This is a genomic window from Nocardioides ganghwensis, assembly GCF_014779655.1.
Taxonomy (GTDB): Bacteria; Actinomycetota; Actinomycetes; order Propionibacteriales; family Nocardioidaceae; genus Nocardioides; species Nocardioides ganghwensis.
The window spans coordinates 108,840-125,466 of sequence record NZ_JACXYX010000003.1 but is presented as its reverse complement, the minus strand read 5'-3'; the positions used below and the strand labels follow the sequence as shown (position 1 = coordinate 125,466).

The following is a 16,627-nucleotide window of genomic DNA, read 5'->3' as shown; positions in this document are numbered from 1 at the left end:
TCACCGGTGGTTGCCAAGAACGACATCGCCCCCGAGCCTCCACGAGACCCAGGGGCGACGAACGAGCGTGCGGTCAGCGACCGCGGCTGAAGCTCGACGCGCTGTGCGTACGGCCGCCCTGCGAGGCGCCGCCCGCCTGGCCGCCGCTGCGGCGCCGGCGCTGGCCGCCGCCCTGGGGCTGACCCTGGGAGGCCTGGCCGCCGGAGCGACGCTGGCCGCCCTGTGCGGACTGCCCGCCCTGGGAGGACTGGCCGCCGCCCTGGCCGCGGGACCGCCCGCCGCCCTGGCCGCCACCCTGCGCGGACTGGCCGCCACCGCCACGACGGCGGTTGCGGTTGCGACCGCCGCCGCCGGCATGGGCACCCTGGGCACCGGCGCCGGTCGGGGTCTCCACGACGAGACCGCCGGGCACGAGGGTCCGCTCGCCGGGGGCGAGCTGGACGAGCACGGGGTGGTCGGGGCCGGTGACCTTGGTCGTGACCGGCTTGATGCCGGCCTGACGGGTCAGGTCGCGCACGTCGCGGACCTGCTCGTCGGTCATGAGGGTGATGACGGTGCCCTCGTTGCCCGCGCGGGCCGTACGGCCGGAGCGGTGCAGGTAGGCCTTGTGCTCGACCGGCGGGTCGGCGTGCACGACGAGTGCCACGTCGTCCACGTGGATGCCGCGCGCGGCGATGTCGGTGGCGACCAGGGTGGTCGCGGTGCCGGCGTGGAACGCCTCCATGTTGCGGGTGCGCGCGTTCTGCGACAGGTTCCCGTGCAGCTCCACGCTGGGCACGCCCGACTTGTTGAGCTGGCGGGCCAGCGCCTTGGCGCCGTACTTGGTGCGGGTGAAGACGACCGTGCGGCCGGGGGCGCTGGTCAGGTCGACCAGGACCGGCACCCGCTGCTCGCGCGAGAGGTGCAGCACGTGGTGGTGCATCGTGGCGACCGGCGACTGCGCCGAGTCGGCCTCGTGGGTGACCGGGTTGGTGAGGAACCGCTTGACCAGGACGTCGATCGCCTTGTCGAGGGTGGCCGAGAAGAGCAGGCGCTGACCCGACTGCGGGGTCTTGTCCATGATGCGGCGCACGCCCGGCAGGAAGCCGAGGTCGGCCATGTGGTCGGCCTCGTCGAGGATGGTGATCTCGACGGCGGAGAGGTCGGCGTAGCCCTGGCCCATGAGGTCCTCGAGGCGCCCCGGGCAGGCGATGACGATGTCGACGCCCTTCTTGAGCGCGGTGACCTGGGGGTTCTGGCCGACGCCGCCGTAGACGACGACGGTCGAGAGGCCGGCGGCCCGGGCGAGAGGCTGGAGCGCGGCGTGGATCTGGCCGACCAGCTCACGCGTGGGCGCCAGGATCAGCGCGCGCGGCTTGCGCGGCATGGCCGGCAGCTTCGACGCGTCGAGGCGGGCGACCAGCGGGAGGAGGAAGGCGTACGTCTTGCCGGAGCCGGTGCGGCCACGGCCGAGGACGTCGCGGCCGGCGAGGCTGTCGGGCAGCGTCGCGGCCTGGATCGGAGTGGGAGTGGTGATGCCCTGCTGCTCCAGGATCTGGGCGAGCGAGGACGGAACGCCGAGGGCGGCGAAGTTCATGTGGTTGCTTTCGGTTGGCGTCTCGCCACCGTGAGCCGCGGGCCCGGGAAACCCGGCGTGGTGCGGCGTACGTGCCTCTGAAGTGAGGAAGGGTGCCGCGCCGAGCGTGTCGGGCGGCGACCTGCGCCCGGGGCAAGACCGGCCGGGCGTCTGAGGTGACAACGCTAGCGGTACGGGCGCTGTTCCCGTGAATCCCCCACGCCGTGGGGCCTGTCTCAGTTGACCTCGCTGCGTCGTTCGAGCAGCACGGTGTCGCGCCAGGCACCGTCGAGCCGGGCCACCCGGGTGCGGACGGCGAGCGTCCGGTAACCGGCGGAGTGGTGCAGCGCGAGGCTCGCGCGGTTCTCCGGGAAGATCGAGGTCTGGAGCGTCCACATGCCGGCCTTGTCGGCCTCGGTGACCTGGGTGAAGAGCAGCGCCTTGCCGACCCCGCGACCACGCGCGGACTCGGCCACGTAGACCGAGCTCTCCCCCACCCCGGCGTAGCACTCGCGGCTGGACACGGGCGTGATCGCGGTCCAGCCCACGACCTCACCGTCGACCTCGGCGACCCACGCGAGGTCCGGCAGCCAGCGGGACCGCATCTCGTCGGCCGTGGGCACGCGGGTCTCGAAGGTGGCGTTGCGGGTCGCGAGCCCCTCGGCGTAGATGTCCAGCACGGCCGGCAGGTCGGCCTCGGCAGTCGGGCGGGTGACGACGTCGGCGGGCAGGTCGGCGGGGCAGCACGGCGCGGTGGACAGCGTGCCCATGACCACGTCGGCGGCGTGCGGCAGGCCGGTGCAGCAGGCGGCGTTGACCGAGACCAGGCTCGACGTGCCGACCTTGTCGACGACCACGAAGCCGACGCGCCTGAGCAGCTCGACGTGGTGGGAGCAGGTGGACTGGCTGATGCCGAGCGCGGCGGCGAGGTCGCCCACGCGCATGGCGCCGGAGCGCGACGTCGAGAGGGCGTGCAGCAGCCGGACGCGGGTCGCGTCGGCGAGGACGGCGAACCACTCCGCGTAGCCCTCGGCCTCGTCCTTGCCGAGCATCTGGGTCGTCATGTCGCCAGCCTACCTTGCCTTCATCGATCCCGATCGATACAGTCGCTTCATCGACGTTGGTCGATATACAATCGACACGCACACCGAGGAGATCGTCATGCAGCACCCCGTCGTCGTCATCGGAGCCGGCCCCATCGGCCTGGCCGCCGCCGCACACGCCGCCGAGCGGCAGATGCCCTTCGTCGTGCTGGAGTCCGGCGCTGACGCTGGCGCGGCCGTCGGCGAGTGGTCGCACGTGCGGCTGTTCTCCTCCTGGGCCGAGCTCGTCGACCCCGCCGCGCGTCGCCTCCTCGAGGCCTCCGGCACGTGGACGCCTCCCGACGACGGCGCCTACCCCACGGGGGGCGAGTGGCGCGCCGCCTACCTCCAGCCGCTGGCCGACCTGCTCGACGCTCATCCCGGCGGAGAGGTCCGCTACGACAGCCGTGTCGTCGGCGTCGGCCGCGCCGGCCGCGACCTGCTGGTCGACTCGGGCCGCGAGGACGACCCGTTCGCCGTCCACGTCACCACGCCGGCGGGCCGCGAGCGGATCCTGGCCCGCGCGGTCGTCGACGCCTCCGGGACGTGGACCAGCCCCAACCCGCTGGGAGCGGACGGCTACCCGGCCGAGGGCGAGGCCGAGCACCGGGACCGCATCACCTACGGCATCCCCGACCTCGCCGACCCGGCCGTGGCGGCCCGTTTCGCAGGCAAGCACGTCGCCGTCGCCGGCAAGGGAGCGTCGGCGCAGGGCGTGCTGGTCGGACTGGCCCGGCTGGCGCGCACGGACGCCGCCACCCGGGTCTCGTGGCTGCTGCGCCGCCCCGCGGTGGGCGACGCCTTCGGCGGCGGCGACAACGACCAGCTCGAGCAGCGCGGCAAGCTCGGGCAGGACGCGAGGGCCGCGGCCAGCAGCGACGTCGTCACCGACGTCACGCAGTTCCGCGCCGCATCGGTCTCCACGCAGGACGACGGACGCCTCACCATCGGATCGATCGACGGCCGGCAGGTCGTCGACGTCGACGAGATCATCGTGGTCACCGGCTTCCGCCCGGACGTCAGCTTCCTCTCCGAGGTCCGCCTCGACCTCGACCCCGCCCTCGGTTCAGCCCGGGCGCTCGCCGACCAGATCCACCCCGACCACCACAGCTGCGGCGACGTGGCCCCGCACGGGTTCCGCGAGCTCGCCCAGCCCGAGCACGGCCTCTACCTGGTCGGGATGAAGTCCTACGGCCGCGCCCCCTCGTTCCTCGCCATGACGGGCTTCGAGCAGGTCCGCTCCGTCGTCGCGGCGCTCGACGGCGACCTGGAGGCCGCCGAGCGGGTCGACCTGGTGCTGCCGGAGACCGGCGTCTGCAACGGCGCGGGCGCCTTCGACGACCCCGATGTCGTCGCCTCTGCCGGGGGCGGCTGCTGCGGCCCGGCAGCGACCGAGCCCGAGCTCGTCACGATCGGGCGCCCCGCGCAGTGCTGAGGACGACGACCGGCGCCGCGCCGGCGTACGTCGAGCACGGCGCGCTCGACGCCGCCGGCCTGCGGCGCGTGGTCGTCGTCCTCAGCACGGTCCAGATCGTCTCGTGGGGAGTCCTCTACTACGCGTTCGCGGCCCTCCAGTCCTCGATCACCGCCGACACCGGGTGGTCGGCGGTCGCCGTCACCGGGGCCTTCTCCACCGCCCAGCTCGTCTCCGGGATCGTCGGCGTCCGGGTCGGCCGCCGCCTGGACGACGTCGGCCCACGGCGGGTGATGACGGGTGCCTCGCTGCTGGCGATCCCCGAGGTCCTCGCCGTGGCGCTGGCGCCGACGCTCGCGGTCTTCTACGTGGGCTGGATCCTGACCGGCGCCGCGATGGCCGGCACGCTCTACCCGGCGGCGTTCGCCGCGCTGACCCGGTGGGGCGGCCCGCGGCGCGTGCGCGCGCTGACCACGCTGACGCTGGTCGCCGGGCTGGCGAGCACGGTGTTCGCACCGCTGGCCGCGCTCCTCGACGACGCCCTGGGCTGGCGGCAGGCCTACCTCGTGCTCCTGGGCGGTCTCGTCGTCGTCACCGTGCCCCTGCACTGGTGGGGGCTCGCCCACCCGTGGCGGCCCGTCCACCACGACGACCCCGGCACGAGGCACGGAGCCACCGCGGGAGCGGTCGCGCGCAGCGCGCCGTTCGTGCTGCTCGCGGCGGCCAACGCGCTCACCGCGCTGGCCGTCTTCGCCGTCGTGATCAACCTGGTCCCGATGCTGGTCGAGCAGGGCATGAGCCGGAACCTCGCCGCGCTCGCGCTCGGCCTGGGCGGGGTCGGTCAGGTCGTCGGGCGCCTCGGCTACGCCCGGTTCGCGGCCGCCACCTCCGTGACGGCGCGCGGCGTGGTCGTCCTGGCCGGCGTGGCGGTGACGACCGCGGCGCTCGCGCTCGCCCCCGCCTCCAGCGGACTGCTCATCATGATCGGGATGGCACTGGGGCTGGCGCGGGGCGTCTACACGCTCGTGCAGGCCACCGCGGTCACCGACCGGTGGGGACCCGCGTCGTACGGCGCCCTCAACGGCCTGCTGACCGCACCGGCGCTGGTCGCCGCGGCCGCGGCTCCGTTCGCCGGAGCCGTGCTCGCCGAGCTGCTCGGCTCGTGGGCCCACGCGTTCCTGGCGCTCGCCGGGGTGGCCGCGCTCGCCGCGGTGCTCATGGCGTACGCCACCCCACGCGCGGCACGAACCTGACCCTGCTGCCGGGCCGGGGGCTCAGCCCTCGGCCTGCACCGACGGGGGCAGCTCGATGTCGGGCACCAGCTCGACGAGCAGGTCGCGGACGCGACCGTCGAGGTCGGCGATGATCGCGCGCACGGTGGCCTCGTCCTGCCCGCCCGGGTCGGCGACCGGCCAGTCGACGTAGCGCACCCCGGGGACGTAGGGGCACTCCTCGCCGCAGCCGAGGGTGATGGCCATGGTGCTGGCGGCGACCGTCTCGCGGGTCAGCAGCGTGGGGCGCTCCCGGGAGGTGTCGAGGCCGAGCTTCTCCAGCACGGCGGCGACCTCGGGGTGGATGTGGTCACCGGGCTGGGTGCCGGCCGAGTGGGCGACGACCCGACCGCCCGCGTAGTGCTCGGTGAGCACCCGGCTGATCACGGAGCGGCCGCCGTTGCGGACGCACGCGAAGACGACCTGCGGGGCGGCGGCGTCGGCGGCGGGATTGGTGCTGGTCATCGGGTGGCTCCTGTGTCGGGGACGGCGGGATCGGTGCTCGGGGCGTCGCGGAAGAAGCGGCGGGCCCAGAGGCTGACGTAGACGAGGCCCACCAGCGCGGGGACCTCGATGAGGGGTCCGACGACGCCGGCGAGTGCCTGGCCGGACGTGACGCCGAAGACGCCGATGGCCACTGCGATGGCGAGCTCGAAGTTGTTGCCCGCGGCGGTGAAGGAGACGGCCGTGGCGCGCGGGTAGTCGAACCCGAGGGCCCTGGTCAGCAGCATCGCCCCGCCCCACATCAGGACGAAGTAGGCGAGGAGCGGGACGGCGATGCGGGCCACGTCGAGCGGCTGGCTGGTGATGGTGTCGCCCTGGAGGGCGAACAGCAGCACGATGGTGAACAGCAGTCCGTAGAGGGCGGCCGGCCCGATGCGCGGGAGGAACGTCGACTCGTACCAGTCGCGCCCCCGGGCGCGCTCGCCGAGCGTACGGGTGAGGAAGCCGGCGAGCAGCGGGATGCCGAGGAAGACCAGCACGGACTTGGCGATGCCCCACACGGAGACGTCGAGGGCGGTCTGCTCGAGCCCCAGCCAGCCGGGCAGGACCTGGAGGTAGAAGTAGCCGAGGAACGCGAACGCCAGGATCTGGAAGACGGCGTTGATCGCGACGAGGATGGCGGCCGCCTCGCGGTCGCCACAGGCGAGGTCGTTCCAGATGAGCACCATCGCGATGCAGCGGGCCAGCCCGACGATGATCAGGCCGGTGCGGTACTCCGGGAGGTCGGGCAGGAGCAGCCAGGCCAGGGCGAACATCAGCGCGGGCCCGAGCACCCAGTTGAGCAGGATCGAGGCCCCCAGCATGCGGGTGTCGCTCGTGACGTGGCCGAGCTCGTCGTAGCGGACCCTGGCCAGGACGGGGTACATCATGATCAGCAGGCCGATGGCGATCGGCAGGGACACCGAGCCGACCTCGACCGCGGCGAGCGCGTCGTCGAGGCCGTCGACCAGCCGGCCGAGCAGCAGCCCGACCGCCATCGCGACCCCGATCCAGATCGGCAGGAAGCGGTCGAGGGTCGAGAGGCGCTGCAGGACCGGGTCGGTCGCGGCGCCCGAGGCGGTCTCGTCGACGGTGTCGCTCATGCGCCCGCCCCCGCGAGAGCAGCGGCCGGAGCGGCGGTGAACAGGCTGCCCAGGGCCTGCATCGCCTCGGGCCGCGCGATGTAGTAGACCCACGTGCCGCGCTTCTCCCGGTGGAGGAGGCCGGCGTCGTGGAGCACCTTGAGGTGGTGGCTGATGGTGGGCTGGGAGAGGTCGAAGTAGGGCAGCAGGTCGCACACGCACGCCTCGCCACCCTCGTGGGAGAGGACGAGGGACAGCAGCCGCAGCCGGGCGGGGTCGGCGACGGCCTTGAGCATCGGCGCGACCCCGGCCGCCTGCTCGGCGGTGATCGGCTCGCAGGCCAGCGGGACGCAGCACTCCAGCCCGTCGACGACGGACGGCTCGCAGCCGGCAGAGGATTTCGACATGCGTCTATGTTGACAGACGTCGATGTACGGTGTCGACATGGGGCCGGACCTGGTGGACGTCGTCGTGGTCGGCGGCGGTCAGGCCGGTCTGGCCACCGGCTTCTACCTCCAGCGCTCCGGGCTGGTGCCGGGTCGCGACGTCGTCATCCTCGACGCGTCGGACCGCCCCGGCGGCGCGTGGCCCCGCACCTGGGAGGGGCTCCGGCTGTTCTCGCCGGCCGGCTACTCCTCCCTCCCCGGATGGATGATGCCGCCGTGGGACGACGCGACCCGCGGCTACCCGCCCCGCGACCACGTCGTCGACTACCTGACGCGCTACGAGCAGCGCTACGGCCTGCAGGTCCAGCGCCTGCAGCGAGTCGAGTCGGTGAGCAGGGCCGACGACGACCCCCTGGGCCGCCTGCTCGTCACGGCCGGCGACCGCACGTGGGCGGCACGGGCCGTGGTGTCGGCCACGGGCACGTGGGAGCGGCCGTTCTGGCCGGCGTACGCCGGGATGCGCGAGTACGTCGGCCGGCAGCTGCACGCCGCCGACTACCGGGTCCCGGAGGACTTCGCCGGGCAGCACGTCGTGGTCGTGGGCGGGGGCAACTCCGCCGCCCAGGTCCTGGCCGAGGTCTCGACGGTCGCGGAGACCACCTGGGTCACCGCGCGCCGGCCGCGGTTCCTGCCCGACGACGTGGACGGCCGGGTCCTCTTCGCGACCGCCCGGGCACGCATCTCCGCGCTCGAGCAGGGTCGCGAGCACGCGGGAGTCGCCGGGCTCGGCGACATCGTGATGGTCGCGAGCGTCAAGGACGCGCGCGAGCGCGGCGTGCTGCGGGCCCTGCCGATGTTCGCGCGGCTCGACCGCGACGGTGTCGTCTGGGCCGACGGCCGCCGGCAGGACTGCGACGCCGTCATCTGGTGCACCGGGTTCCGCCCCGCGCTGCGCCACCTGCGGCCCCTCGGACTGCACGCCCACGACGGCCACGTACGCGTCGGCGGGCCGTCCGGGACGGCCGCGCTCGACGAGCCGCGCGTGCACCTGGTCGGTTACGGCGACTGGACCGGTCCCGCGTCGGCCACGCTCGCCGGGGTCGGGCCGTCGGCGAAGGCCACGGCGGCGGCGATCGCGGAGCGGGTCTCGGCCGCGGCCTGATCGCGCCGAGTCCGACCGGGGGCGGTCAGGCGCTCTCGCGCCGCACGAGGGTCGGCGGGATGATCAGCCGCATCGGGTGGCTCGAGTCGGGGTCGTCGACGCGCTCGAGGAGCAGGCGGGTCGCGCGCTCGGCCATCTCGGTGACCGGCTGCCGGACGGTGGTGAGCGGCGGCGACGTGCGCTCGGCCACCCCCAGGTCGTCGAAGCCCACGACCGCGATGTCGTCGGGCACGCGGCGGCCGAGCTCGGCCAGCACGCGCAGCGCGCCGGAGGCCATCAGGTCGGAGGCCACGACCAGCCCGTCGAGGTCGGGGTGGCGCTCCATGAGGGCGCGGGCCGCGGTCTCGCCGCTGGCCTCGGTGAAGTCGCCGTGCTCGACGGCGTCGGCCGGCAGGCCCGCCGACGACATCGCCTCGCGCCAGCCGGTGAGCCGGTCCTCGGCGGCGGTCATGTCGGCGGGACCGGCGATGGTGCCGATGCGCGTGCAGCCGCGGGCGATGAGCACCTCGGTCGCCTCGCGCTCGCCCGCGACGTTGTCGACGTCGACGTAGGCCACCCGGTCGCCGCCGGTCCAGGGCCGGCCGCCGAAGACGCAGGGCAGGCCGATGTCGGCGAGGTGCTCGGCGAGCCGGTCGTCGCGGTGGTGGGAGGTGACGAGGGCGCCGTCGACGTGGCGGTTGGTGAGGTAGCGCAGCGTGCGGGCGGTCGACGCGCCCGGCCTCGCCAGCAGCAGCACCAGCTGGATGTCGCGCTCGGCGAGCACCCGGTTGACGCCGCGCAGCGTGCCGGCGAAGAACGGGTCGCTGAAGACGCGGTCGTCGGGCTCGGGCACGACCACGGCGATGGAGTCCGTGCGCCGGGTGACGAGGCTGCGCGCGGCCGGGTTGGGCACGTAGCCGAGGGTGCGCACCGCGGTGTCGACCGCCGACTGGGCGCGGGCGCTGACGCGGTCGCCGCCGTTGATCGCCCGGGAGGCGGTCGCGCGCGAGACGCCCGCGACGCGCGCCACCTCGTCGAGGGTCGGCGAGCCCGAGCCTCCTGGTTTCGGTGAGGTCCGCGGCGTGGTCACACGCGCCACGCTAGCGGCCGGGCGGCTCGGTCGCAGGCAGGACGCCGGTGCGGGCCACCTCGGCGTACCAGTGGGCGCTCGACTTGGGCGTACGCCGCTGGGTCGCGTAGTCGACGTGCACGAGCCCGAAGCGCTTCGCGTAGCCGAAGGCCCACTCGAAGTTGTCGCAGAACGACCACTGGAAGAAGCCCCGGACGTCGACACCCTCCTCGATCGCGCGGTGGACCGCGCGCAGGTAGGAGTCGAGGAACGCGATCCGGTCGGGGTCGTGGACGCGGCCGTCCGCGCCGACCCGGTCGTCGAAGGCCGCACCGGTCTCGGTGAGGTGGATCGGCAGGTGGGGGTAGTCGTCGTGGAGGCGCCGCAGCAGGCGGTAGAGCCCGTCCGGCTGGATCTCCCAGCCCATGTCGGTCACGGGCAGCCCCCGGCTGGGGAACGTGACGTGCTCGGAGCCGACGAAGGGCGAGAGCGACACGCGGTCCGGGTGGTCGGCGCCGATGCCCACGACGTCGGTGCGCGGGTGACCCGAGACCTCGTTGCCGTGGTAGTAGTTCACGCCGAGCACGTCGATCGGGGTGGCGATCGTGGCGAGGTCGTCGTCGCGCACCACGTCGTGCCAGGGGCTCCCCTGCCAGGTGAGGTCGGCGGTGTCCTCGAGCACGTCGGCGGGGTACGCCCCGCGGAAGATCGGGTCGAGGAAGAACCGGTTGTGCAGGCCGTCGATGCGCCGCGCGGCGTCCACGTCCACCGGGTCGGCCGGGTCGCTCGGGTCGGGCACGGTGAGGTTGAGGCTGATCCCGAGCCGGTCGGCGCCGCGGCTGCGCAGCTCCCGGACGGCCAGGCCGTGGGCGAGCATCAGGTGGTGCCCCGCTACCAGCCCGGCGGCCCCTTCCTGCCGGCCCGGCGCGTGGTGGCCGGCGGAGTAGCCGAGGAAGGCCGAGCACCACGGCTCGTTGAGGGTGGTCCAGGTCGGCACCCGGTCGCCGAGCGCCTCGTGCACCGAGATCGCGTACTCGACGAACTTCTCGACGGTGTCGCGGTTGGTCCAGCCGCCCGCGTCCTCGAGCACCTGCGGCAGGTCCCAGTGGTAGAGGGTCAGCCACGGCGCGATGTCGCGCGCGAGCAGCTCGTCGACGAGCCGGTCGTAGAACCCGAGGCCGGCCGCGTTGACCGGCCCGGCGTCCGGGCGTACGCGCGGCCATGCCACCGAGAAGCGGTAGGTCGTGGCGCCGAGGTCTGCGAGCAGGGCCACGTCGTCGGGCATGCGGTGGTAGTGCTCGCAGGCCACGTCGCCGGTGTCGCCGTTCATCACCGCGCCCGGGACCCGGGAGAAGGTGTCCCAGATCGACGGCGTACGTCCGTCCTCGGCCACCGCGCCCTCGATCTGGTAGGACGCGGTCGCCATGCCCCACCCGAAGCCGGGCGGGAAACGCACCTCGTCGCTGCCGTTCGTGCTGGTGTGGGTCGTGCTCTGCACGGTCATCCCTTGACTGCTCCTTGCATGATGCCGGCGACCATCTGGCGACCGGTGAGGACGAAGAGGACCAGCAGCGGGATCGTCGAGAGCGTCGCGCCGGCCAGCACGAGGCTGTAGTCGACGTAGTAGCCGCTCTGGAGCTGCTGGAGTGCGATCTGGACCGTCGGGTTGCTGGCCGGCAGCACGATCAACGGCCAGAAGAAGTCGGTCCAGGTGGCCATGAAGGTGAACAGCCACAGGATCCCGGCGGCCGGGCGCGCCGCCGGGAGGGCGACGGTCCAGAACGTTCGGAACAGCGAGCACCCATCGACCCGCGCGGCGTCGACGAGCTCGTCGGGGACCGCGTCGACGAGGTACTGACGCATGAAGAAGACGCCGAACGCGGTCACCAGGCTGGGCACGATCAGCGCCCACACCGACCCGACCCAGCCGAGCTTGGCCATCACGATGAAGAGCGGGATCACGCCGAGCTGGGTGGGCACCGCCAGGGTCGCGACGACGAACACCATCAGCGGCGTACGGCCGCGGAAGGCGAGCTTGGCGAACGCGAAGCCGGCCAGCGTCGAGAAGAACACCACCGACGTGGCGACCGTGCCGGACACGATGAGGCTGTTGGCCATAGCCTTCCAGAACGGCACGGCGTCGATCGCCCGCTGCGCGTTGTCCCAGAAGTGGCCGCCCGGGAGGAGCGGCGGCACCCGCTTGGTCAGAACCTCGCGGCTGTGCGAGCCGACGAGGAAGGACCAGTAGAGCGGCGCGCACGAGCCGAGGACGAACGCGGTCAGCAGGCCGTAGACGAGGAAGCCGGGACGACGGTTCATCGACGCCCTCCCTTCCGGTTGAGCCCCTTCAGCGAGCCGGCACGGCGACTGAGGAACAGGTTGAGGAGGGCGAAGACGACGATGATGAGGAAGAGCAGCCAGGCCACGGCCGAGGCCATGCCGAGGTCGCGCACCCGCCAGCCGAGCTCCCAGAGGTACATCGTCAGCGTCTGGTACTGCCGGTCCGCGCCGCCGAGGCCCTGGGTGTCGAAGAGCCGCGGCTCGGCGAAGATCTGGAGCCCGCCGATGGTCGAGGTGATGATCACGAAGATCACCGTCGGGCGGATCATCGGCACCGTGATCGAGACGAACTGGCGTACGCGTCCGGCACCGTCGAGCGCCGCGGACTCGTAGACGTCGCGGGGCACCGCCTGCATGGCGGCGAGCAGGATCAGCGCGTTGTAGCCCGTCCAGCGCCAGTTGACCATCGACGCGATCGCGACGTGGCTGGCGAGGGTGTCGACGTGCCAGCGGATCGGGTCGAGCCCGATCCACTGGATGAGCTCGTTGGCGAGTCCGTAGCGGTCACCGAAGACGTTGCCGAAGATCAGCGCGACGGCGGCCGGCGCGACGACGAAGGGGAGCAGCACGCTCATCCGCCACAGCGTCCGCGCCCGCAGCTGGGTGTCGAGCAGTCCTGCGAGCGCGAGGGCGATGAGCACCTGCGGCACCGAGGACAGCACGAAGATGCTGAACGTGTTGCGCAGCGCGTTCCAGAAGTAGCGGTCCTCGAGGACCCGGCGGTAGTTGTCGAGGCCGTTGAACTCGCCCTGCCCCGACAGCAGCCCCCAGTCGTGGATCGAGACCCACGCCGTGTAGCCGAGCGGGAACATCCCGACGACCAGGAACAGCACGAAGAACGGTGACACGAAGACGTAGGGCGTGACCTTCGCGTCGAGCAGCGTCAGGCGCTGCCGCCACGCCGGACGAGGTCCGACGTCGCGCCGCTTCCGGGGGGACCGCGACCCGGTCGGGGACACCGAGGAGGCGCCGGTGTCCCCGACTGGCTCGACGGCAGTGGATCCTGCCTTCATCGCCGAGTGTCAGCCCAGCCGCTCGATGTCGGCGAGGAAGGAGTCCCAGGCCTCGTCGGCCGACTCCTGACCCTCGTCGACGCGCTGGATGGCCTGCTGGAACGCCGTGTTGATGTCGGCGAACTTCGGCCCCTTGTGGGCGATGAAGGGCACTGCCTCGGCGCGGTCGGCGAGGATCTCGCCGGTCGGAGCGTCGTTGAAGAACGCGTTGGTCGAGCCCGTGAGGGCCGGGTCGTCCAGCGCCTCGACCTGGCTCGGGAAGGTGCCCTTGGCCTCGAACGCCTTGATCTGCTGCTCGGGAGCGGTCAGCCACTTGGCCAGCTCCTTGGCCTCCTCGGTGTGGTCGCCCTGCGCGGGCACCGTGAGGTAGGAGCCGCCCCAGTTGCCGCCGCCGCCCGGGAAGACGTTGGCGATGTCCCAGCCCTCGACGCCGGCGGCGTTGCCCTCGATGACGCCGAGCATCCAGCCCGGGCAGGCCATCGTGGCGAAGCCGTCGTCCTGGAAGGACGCGGTCCAGTCCTCGCTCCACTGCGTGAGGCCGGTGGACAGGCCGTCCGCGGCGTTGGCGGTGATGGTCTCGAAGACCTCCTTCACCTCCGGGTTGTCGGCGGCGATGACGGTGTTGTCCTCGTCCTCGAAGGAGTACTCGACCTGGTTGATCATCGCCTGCGCGGTGCCGCCGGAGGAGTCGTACCAGGCGGTGCCGGGGACCTTCTCGACGAACTCGCGGCCGGCCTCGAAGTAGGAGTCCCAGTCCCCGAAGAGCTCGGCGACCTCCTCGCGGTCGGTGGGCAGCCCGGCCTTCTCGAACAGGTCGGCGCGGTAGCAGATGCCCTCGGGCCCGATGTCGGTGCCGTAGCCGATCAGGGCGCCGTCCGGCGTCGTCGCGGCCTCGGTCTTCCAGTCCAGCCAGCGACCCTCGACCTCGGGGTCGGAGAGGTCGACGAAGGCGTCGGACTGCTCCATGAGCGCCGACCACCAGTCGACCTCGATCGCCTCGATGTCGGAGAGGCCCGAGCCGGCGGCGAGCTTGGTGTAGAGGTTGTCCTGGTGCTCGTTGGCCGTGCCGGCCTTCTTCTGCTCGACGACGACGTCGTCCTGCATCGCGTTGTACTCCTCGATGAGCTCCTCGTAGCCGAACTCGTTGAAGGTCGCGACGGTGAGCTTGATCTTGCCGTCCGCGGTCGTGCCCTCGTCGTCACCGCCGCCGCACGCGGCCGCCGTCGTCGCGAGGGTGAGCGCCAGCATCGCGCTCGTGGCGAGTCGTACCCGCCGGGTCTTCGGTGTCTGCACCACTGCTCTCCTGCCGTCCTGCTGGGGCGCCGGGCTGGTTGCCAGGCCTGGAGGTGGACGGTGAGTCTGCGTGAGAGCGCTTCCACTTCCGTCCGGGCGCCACTATGACCGCCGTCACACAAGGCTGTCAATGGTCCGCGTACACCTCGTTCGCCGCTGAGCGTAACGAAGTGGGAGCGCTTCCACGATGTGGCCCTCAGGACCAGACCAGTACCCCGTCGTCGAGCCGGGCGGTGCGGATCGCGAGCGCGTCGTGGAGATAGCTCTGCTTCAGCGACCACGGCGCCACGGTGCCCTGCCGTGGCAGCGTGTGCACGACCCGCTGGACGTAGCCGGCGTCGAGGTCCATCAGCGGCACCTCGCCCACCGACTCGTCGCGCACCGGCACGACCGTACGCGTCCCGGTGGACCGCATCCGCTTCAGCACCCGCACCACGTACTCGGCGACGAGGTCGGCCTTCAGCGTCCACGACGCATTGGTGTAGCCGACGGTGAAGGCGAAGTTGGGCACGCCCGAGAGCATCATCGCGCGGTAGGCCATGGTCTCGTGCGGCTTCACCGCCTCGCCGTCGACGCTGAGCTCGGCGCCGCCGAAGAGCTGGAGGTTGAGGCCGGTGGCGGTGACCACGACGTCGGCCTCGAGGCGCTCCTTTGACTCCAGCTCGAGGCCGGTCTCGGTGAACGACACGATCCGGTCGGTGACCACGGACGCCGAGCCGTCCCGGATCGCCGCGAAGAGGTCGCCGTCGGGCACCAGGCACATCCGCTGGTCCCACGGGTCGTACGCCGGCCTGAAGTGCGTGTCGACGGCGTAGCCGGGCGGGAGCTGCGCGACGTTGGTCTTGCGGACGACCCGGCGCACGAGGTCGGGCCGGCGACGACTCACCCGGTAGAGCGCGGACTGGACCGCGATGTTCTTCCAGCGCGTCACGGCGTAGGAGCGGTCCTCGCCGACGAGCCGCGTGAGCCGGCCCTTCACCGCGTCGCGGCCGGGCACGGAGACGATGTACGTCGGCGAGCGCTGCAGCATCGTCACGTGGGCGGCGCCCGCGCGGGCCAGGGCCGGCACGAGCGTCACGGCCGTGGCGCCGGAGCCGATCACCACGACCCGCCTCCCCGCGCAGTCGAGGTCGTCGGGCCAGTGCTGCGGGTGCACGACCTCACCGCCGAAGCGGTCCTGTCCCTCGAAGTGGGGCGTGTAGCCCCGGTCGTAGTCGTAGTAGCCGCTGCACGACCACAGGAAGTCGGCGGTCACCATCCGCGTCCCGCCCTCGACCTCTGCCGTCACGGTCCAGCGCGCCGTGGTCGAGTCCCAGGCGGCGGCGACGACCCGGTGCCCGTAGCGGATGTGGCGGTCGACGCCGTACTCGCGCGCGGTGTCGCGCACGTAGTCGAGGATCGAGGCACCGTCGGCGAGCGAGACGTCGCCGCGCCACGGCCGGAACCGGTAGCCCAGGGTGTGCATGTCGGAGTCGGACCGGATCCCGGGATAGCGGAACAGGTCCCACGTGCCGCCGCTGGCCTCGCGCCGCTCGAGCACGGCGTACGACGTGCCGGGCAGGTCCTTGACCAGGTGGGCCGCCGCGCCGATGCCCGAGAGCCCTGCCCCGACGATCAGCACGTCGACGTGCTCGGTGGTCATGACCTGGCGCTCCGCTGGTCGAGCAGGTCGCGCAGCGACCGTGTCGGGACCGAGGCCATCGGGAAGCCGTGCATGTCCTCAGCGTAGGAGGTCGGGCGAGGAAGCGTAACTATGAGTTACACCTCACCGCGCGTGGAGCTCGACGAACCTCGCCAGCAACCGCACCGGCTCGGTCACCAGGGCCGCGCGGGCGGCATCCTTGAGCTGCTCCTGCTCGTGGGGCTCGTAGTAGCCGTGGGCGCTGTAGGCGTCGATGCGGTCGCAGATGGCCACCGGGTCGAGCTCGGGGTGGAACTGCGTGGCGTAGACGTTGCGGCCGAGGCGGAAGGCGTGGACCGGGCAGGTGTCGGTCGAGGCCAGCAGGACCGCCCCGTCCGGGAGCCGCGTGACGGCCTCCTTGTGGCCGAGGTAGGCGTCGAACTCCGCCGGCATGACCCCGAACAACGGATCGGCCCGACCCTCGTCGGTCAGCCGGACCGGCAGCGCGCCGATGGGCTCGCCGAACGTCCGGTCGACGACGCCGCCGGGGAGCGTGCCCAGCACCCCGATGCCGTAGCACGCGCCGAGGAAGGGGAAGTCCGCGGCGACGACCCGTCGGGCGAGCACCCGCAGCTCGGCCTCGGCGCGACGCTGGGCGGGCGACTTCCGGTCCTCGGGGTCGGACATGTTGAACGGGCCGCCGCCCAGGACGATCCCCGACCAGTCGGCGAGGTCCACCTCGCCCAGCGGCCCCGCCTCGAGGCGTACGCGCACGAGCTCCTCGGGTCGCAGGCCGCACCCCGCGAGCACGCCGTCGTACTCCTGCTGGGCGACGTCGTCCTCCGCGCGCGTGCCGAGGAAGAGGAAGGGCCTCACG

General features: G+C 72.7%; 15 protein-coding genes. 3 read left to right on the top strand and 12 right to left on the bottom strand.

Annotated features, from left to right (window positions below; genetic code table 11):
* Positions 1 to 73 precede the first annotated feature (73 nt).
* Both IEZ24_RS04650 and IEZ24_RS04645 read right to left on the bottom strand, forming a co-directional pair.
* On the bottom strand, positions 74 to 1,576 hold the full coding sequence (locus IEZ24_RS04650; RefSeq protein ID WP_129453112.1) for a DEAD/DEAH box helicase: 1,503 nt from the start codon (positions 1,574 to 1,576) through the stop codon (positions 74 to 76).
* Positions 1,577 to 1,791: 215 nt separating this feature from the next.
* On the bottom strand, positions 1,792 to 2,619 hold the full coding sequence (locus tag IEZ24_RS04645; protein ID WP_129453113.1) for a helix-turn-helix domain-containing GNAT family N-acetyltransferase: 828 nt from the start codon (positions 2,617 to 2,619) through the stop codon (positions 1,792 to 1,794).
* Positions 2,620 to 2,716: 97 nt separating this feature from the next.
* Here IEZ24_RS04645 and IEZ24_RS04640 point away from each other — a divergent pair, with 97 nt between their 5' ends.
* Both IEZ24_RS04640 and IEZ24_RS04635 read left to right on the top strand, forming a co-directional pair.
* On the top strand, positions 2,717 to 4,072 hold the full coding sequence (locus IEZ24_RS04640; protein WP_129453114.1) for an FAD-dependent oxidoreductase: 1,356 nt from the start codon (positions 2,717 to 2,719) through the stop codon (positions 4,070 to 4,072).
* Positions 4,066 to 5,304 (top strand): MFS transporter, encoded by a 1,239-nt coding sequence (locus IEZ24_RS04635; RefSeq protein WP_207206665.1) that lies wholly within the window; start codon positions 4,066 to 4,068, stop codon positions 5,302 to 5,304. The genes IEZ24_RS04640 and IEZ24_RS04635 overlap by 7 nt, the downstream gene beginning before the upstream one ends.
* A gap of 21 nt (positions 5,305 to 5,325) precedes the next feature.
* Here IEZ24_RS04635 and IEZ24_RS04630 read toward each other — a convergent pair whose 3' ends face one another.
* Genes IEZ24_RS04630 through IEZ24_RS04620 form a run of 3 tightly spaced genes read right to left on the bottom strand, consistent with a single transcriptional unit; the run spans position 5,326 to position 7,294 of the window.
* Entirely contained in the window at positions 5,326 to 5,787 is a 462-nt protein-coding gene (locus IEZ24_RS04630; protein ID WP_129453115.1) for an arsenate-mycothiol transferase ArsC, read from the bottom strand.
* Entirely contained in the window at positions 5,784 to 6,908 is a 1,125-nt protein-coding gene (arsB, locus tag IEZ24_RS04625; RefSeq protein WP_129453116.1) for an ACR3 family arsenite efflux transporter, read from the bottom strand. Before arsB ends, IEZ24_RS04630 begins: the two co-directional genes overlap by 4 nt.
* A complete protein-coding gene (locus tag IEZ24_RS04620; protein WP_129453117.1) occupies positions 6,905 to 7,294 on the bottom strand; it encodes an ArsR/SmtB family transcription factor in 390 nt (129 codons plus the stop codon). Before IEZ24_RS04620 ends, arsB begins: the two co-directional genes overlap by 4 nt.
* Positions 7,295 to 7,331: 37 nt before the next feature.
* Between IEZ24_RS04620 and IEZ24_RS04615 the strand changes: the two genes are divergently transcribed.
* A complete protein-coding gene (locus IEZ24_RS04615) occupies positions 7,332 to 8,435 on the top strand; it encodes an ArsO family NAD(P)H-dependent flavin-containing monooxygenase (RefSeq protein ID WP_129453118.1) in 1,104 nt (367 codons plus the stop codon).
* Between the two features lie 25 nt (positions 8,436 to 8,460).
* On the opposite strand, the gene IEZ24_RS04610 is transcribed toward IEZ24_RS04615, so the two are convergent.
* From IEZ24_RS04610 to IEZ24_RS04580, 7 genes are all read right to left on the bottom strand, one after another.
* Positions 8,461 to 9,504 (bottom strand): LacI family DNA-binding transcriptional regulator, encoded by a 1,044-nt coding sequence (locus IEZ24_RS04610; protein WP_129453119.1) that lies wholly within the window; start codon positions 9,502 to 9,504, stop codon positions 8,461 to 8,463.
* A gap of 10 nt (positions 9,505 to 9,514) precedes the next feature.
* Positions 9,515 to 10,987 carry a GH1 family beta-glucosidase gene (locus IEZ24_RS04605; RefSeq protein WP_129453120.1) on the bottom strand — a complete coding sequence of 491 codons (1,473 nt, stop codon included), beginning with the start codon at positions 10,985 to 10,987 and terminating at the stop codon, positions 9,515 to 9,517.
* The gene (locus tag IEZ24_RS04600) at positions 10,984 to 11,802 is read right to left on the bottom strand and encodes a carbohydrate ABC transporter permease (protein WP_129453121.1); all 819 of its coding nucleotides are present in this window, start codon (positions 11,800 to 11,802) and stop codon (positions 10,984 to 10,986) included. Before IEZ24_RS04600 ends, IEZ24_RS04605 begins: the two co-directional genes overlap by 4 nt.
* Positions 11,799 to 12,836, bottom strand: a complete 1,038-nt coding sequence (locus IEZ24_RS04595; protein ID WP_129453122.1) for a carbohydrate ABC transporter permease — start codon at positions 12,834 to 12,836, stop codon at positions 11,799 to 11,801. The genes IEZ24_RS04600 and IEZ24_RS04595 overlap by 4 nt, the downstream gene beginning before the upstream one ends.
* A 9-nt stretch (positions 12,837 to 12,845) precedes the next feature.
* Entirely contained in the window at positions 12,846 to 14,129 is a 1,284-nt protein-coding gene (locus IEZ24_RS04590) for an ABC transporter substrate-binding protein (protein WP_242498344.1), read from the bottom strand.
* Between the two features lie 196 nt (positions 14,130 to 14,325).
* Complete coding sequence (locus tag IEZ24_RS04585) at positions 14,326 to 15,771, bottom strand: flavin-containing monooxygenase (RefSeq protein WP_129453123.1); 1,446 nt, start codon at positions 15,769 to 15,771, stop codon at positions 14,326 to 14,328.
* Positions 15,772 to 15,894: 123 nt separating this feature from the next.
* A complete protein-coding gene (locus IEZ24_RS04580; RefSeq protein ID WP_129453124.1) occupies positions 15,895 to 16,626 on the bottom strand; it encodes a glutamine amidotransferase in 732 nt (243 codons plus the stop codon).
* Position 16,627 lies beyond the last annotated feature (1 nt).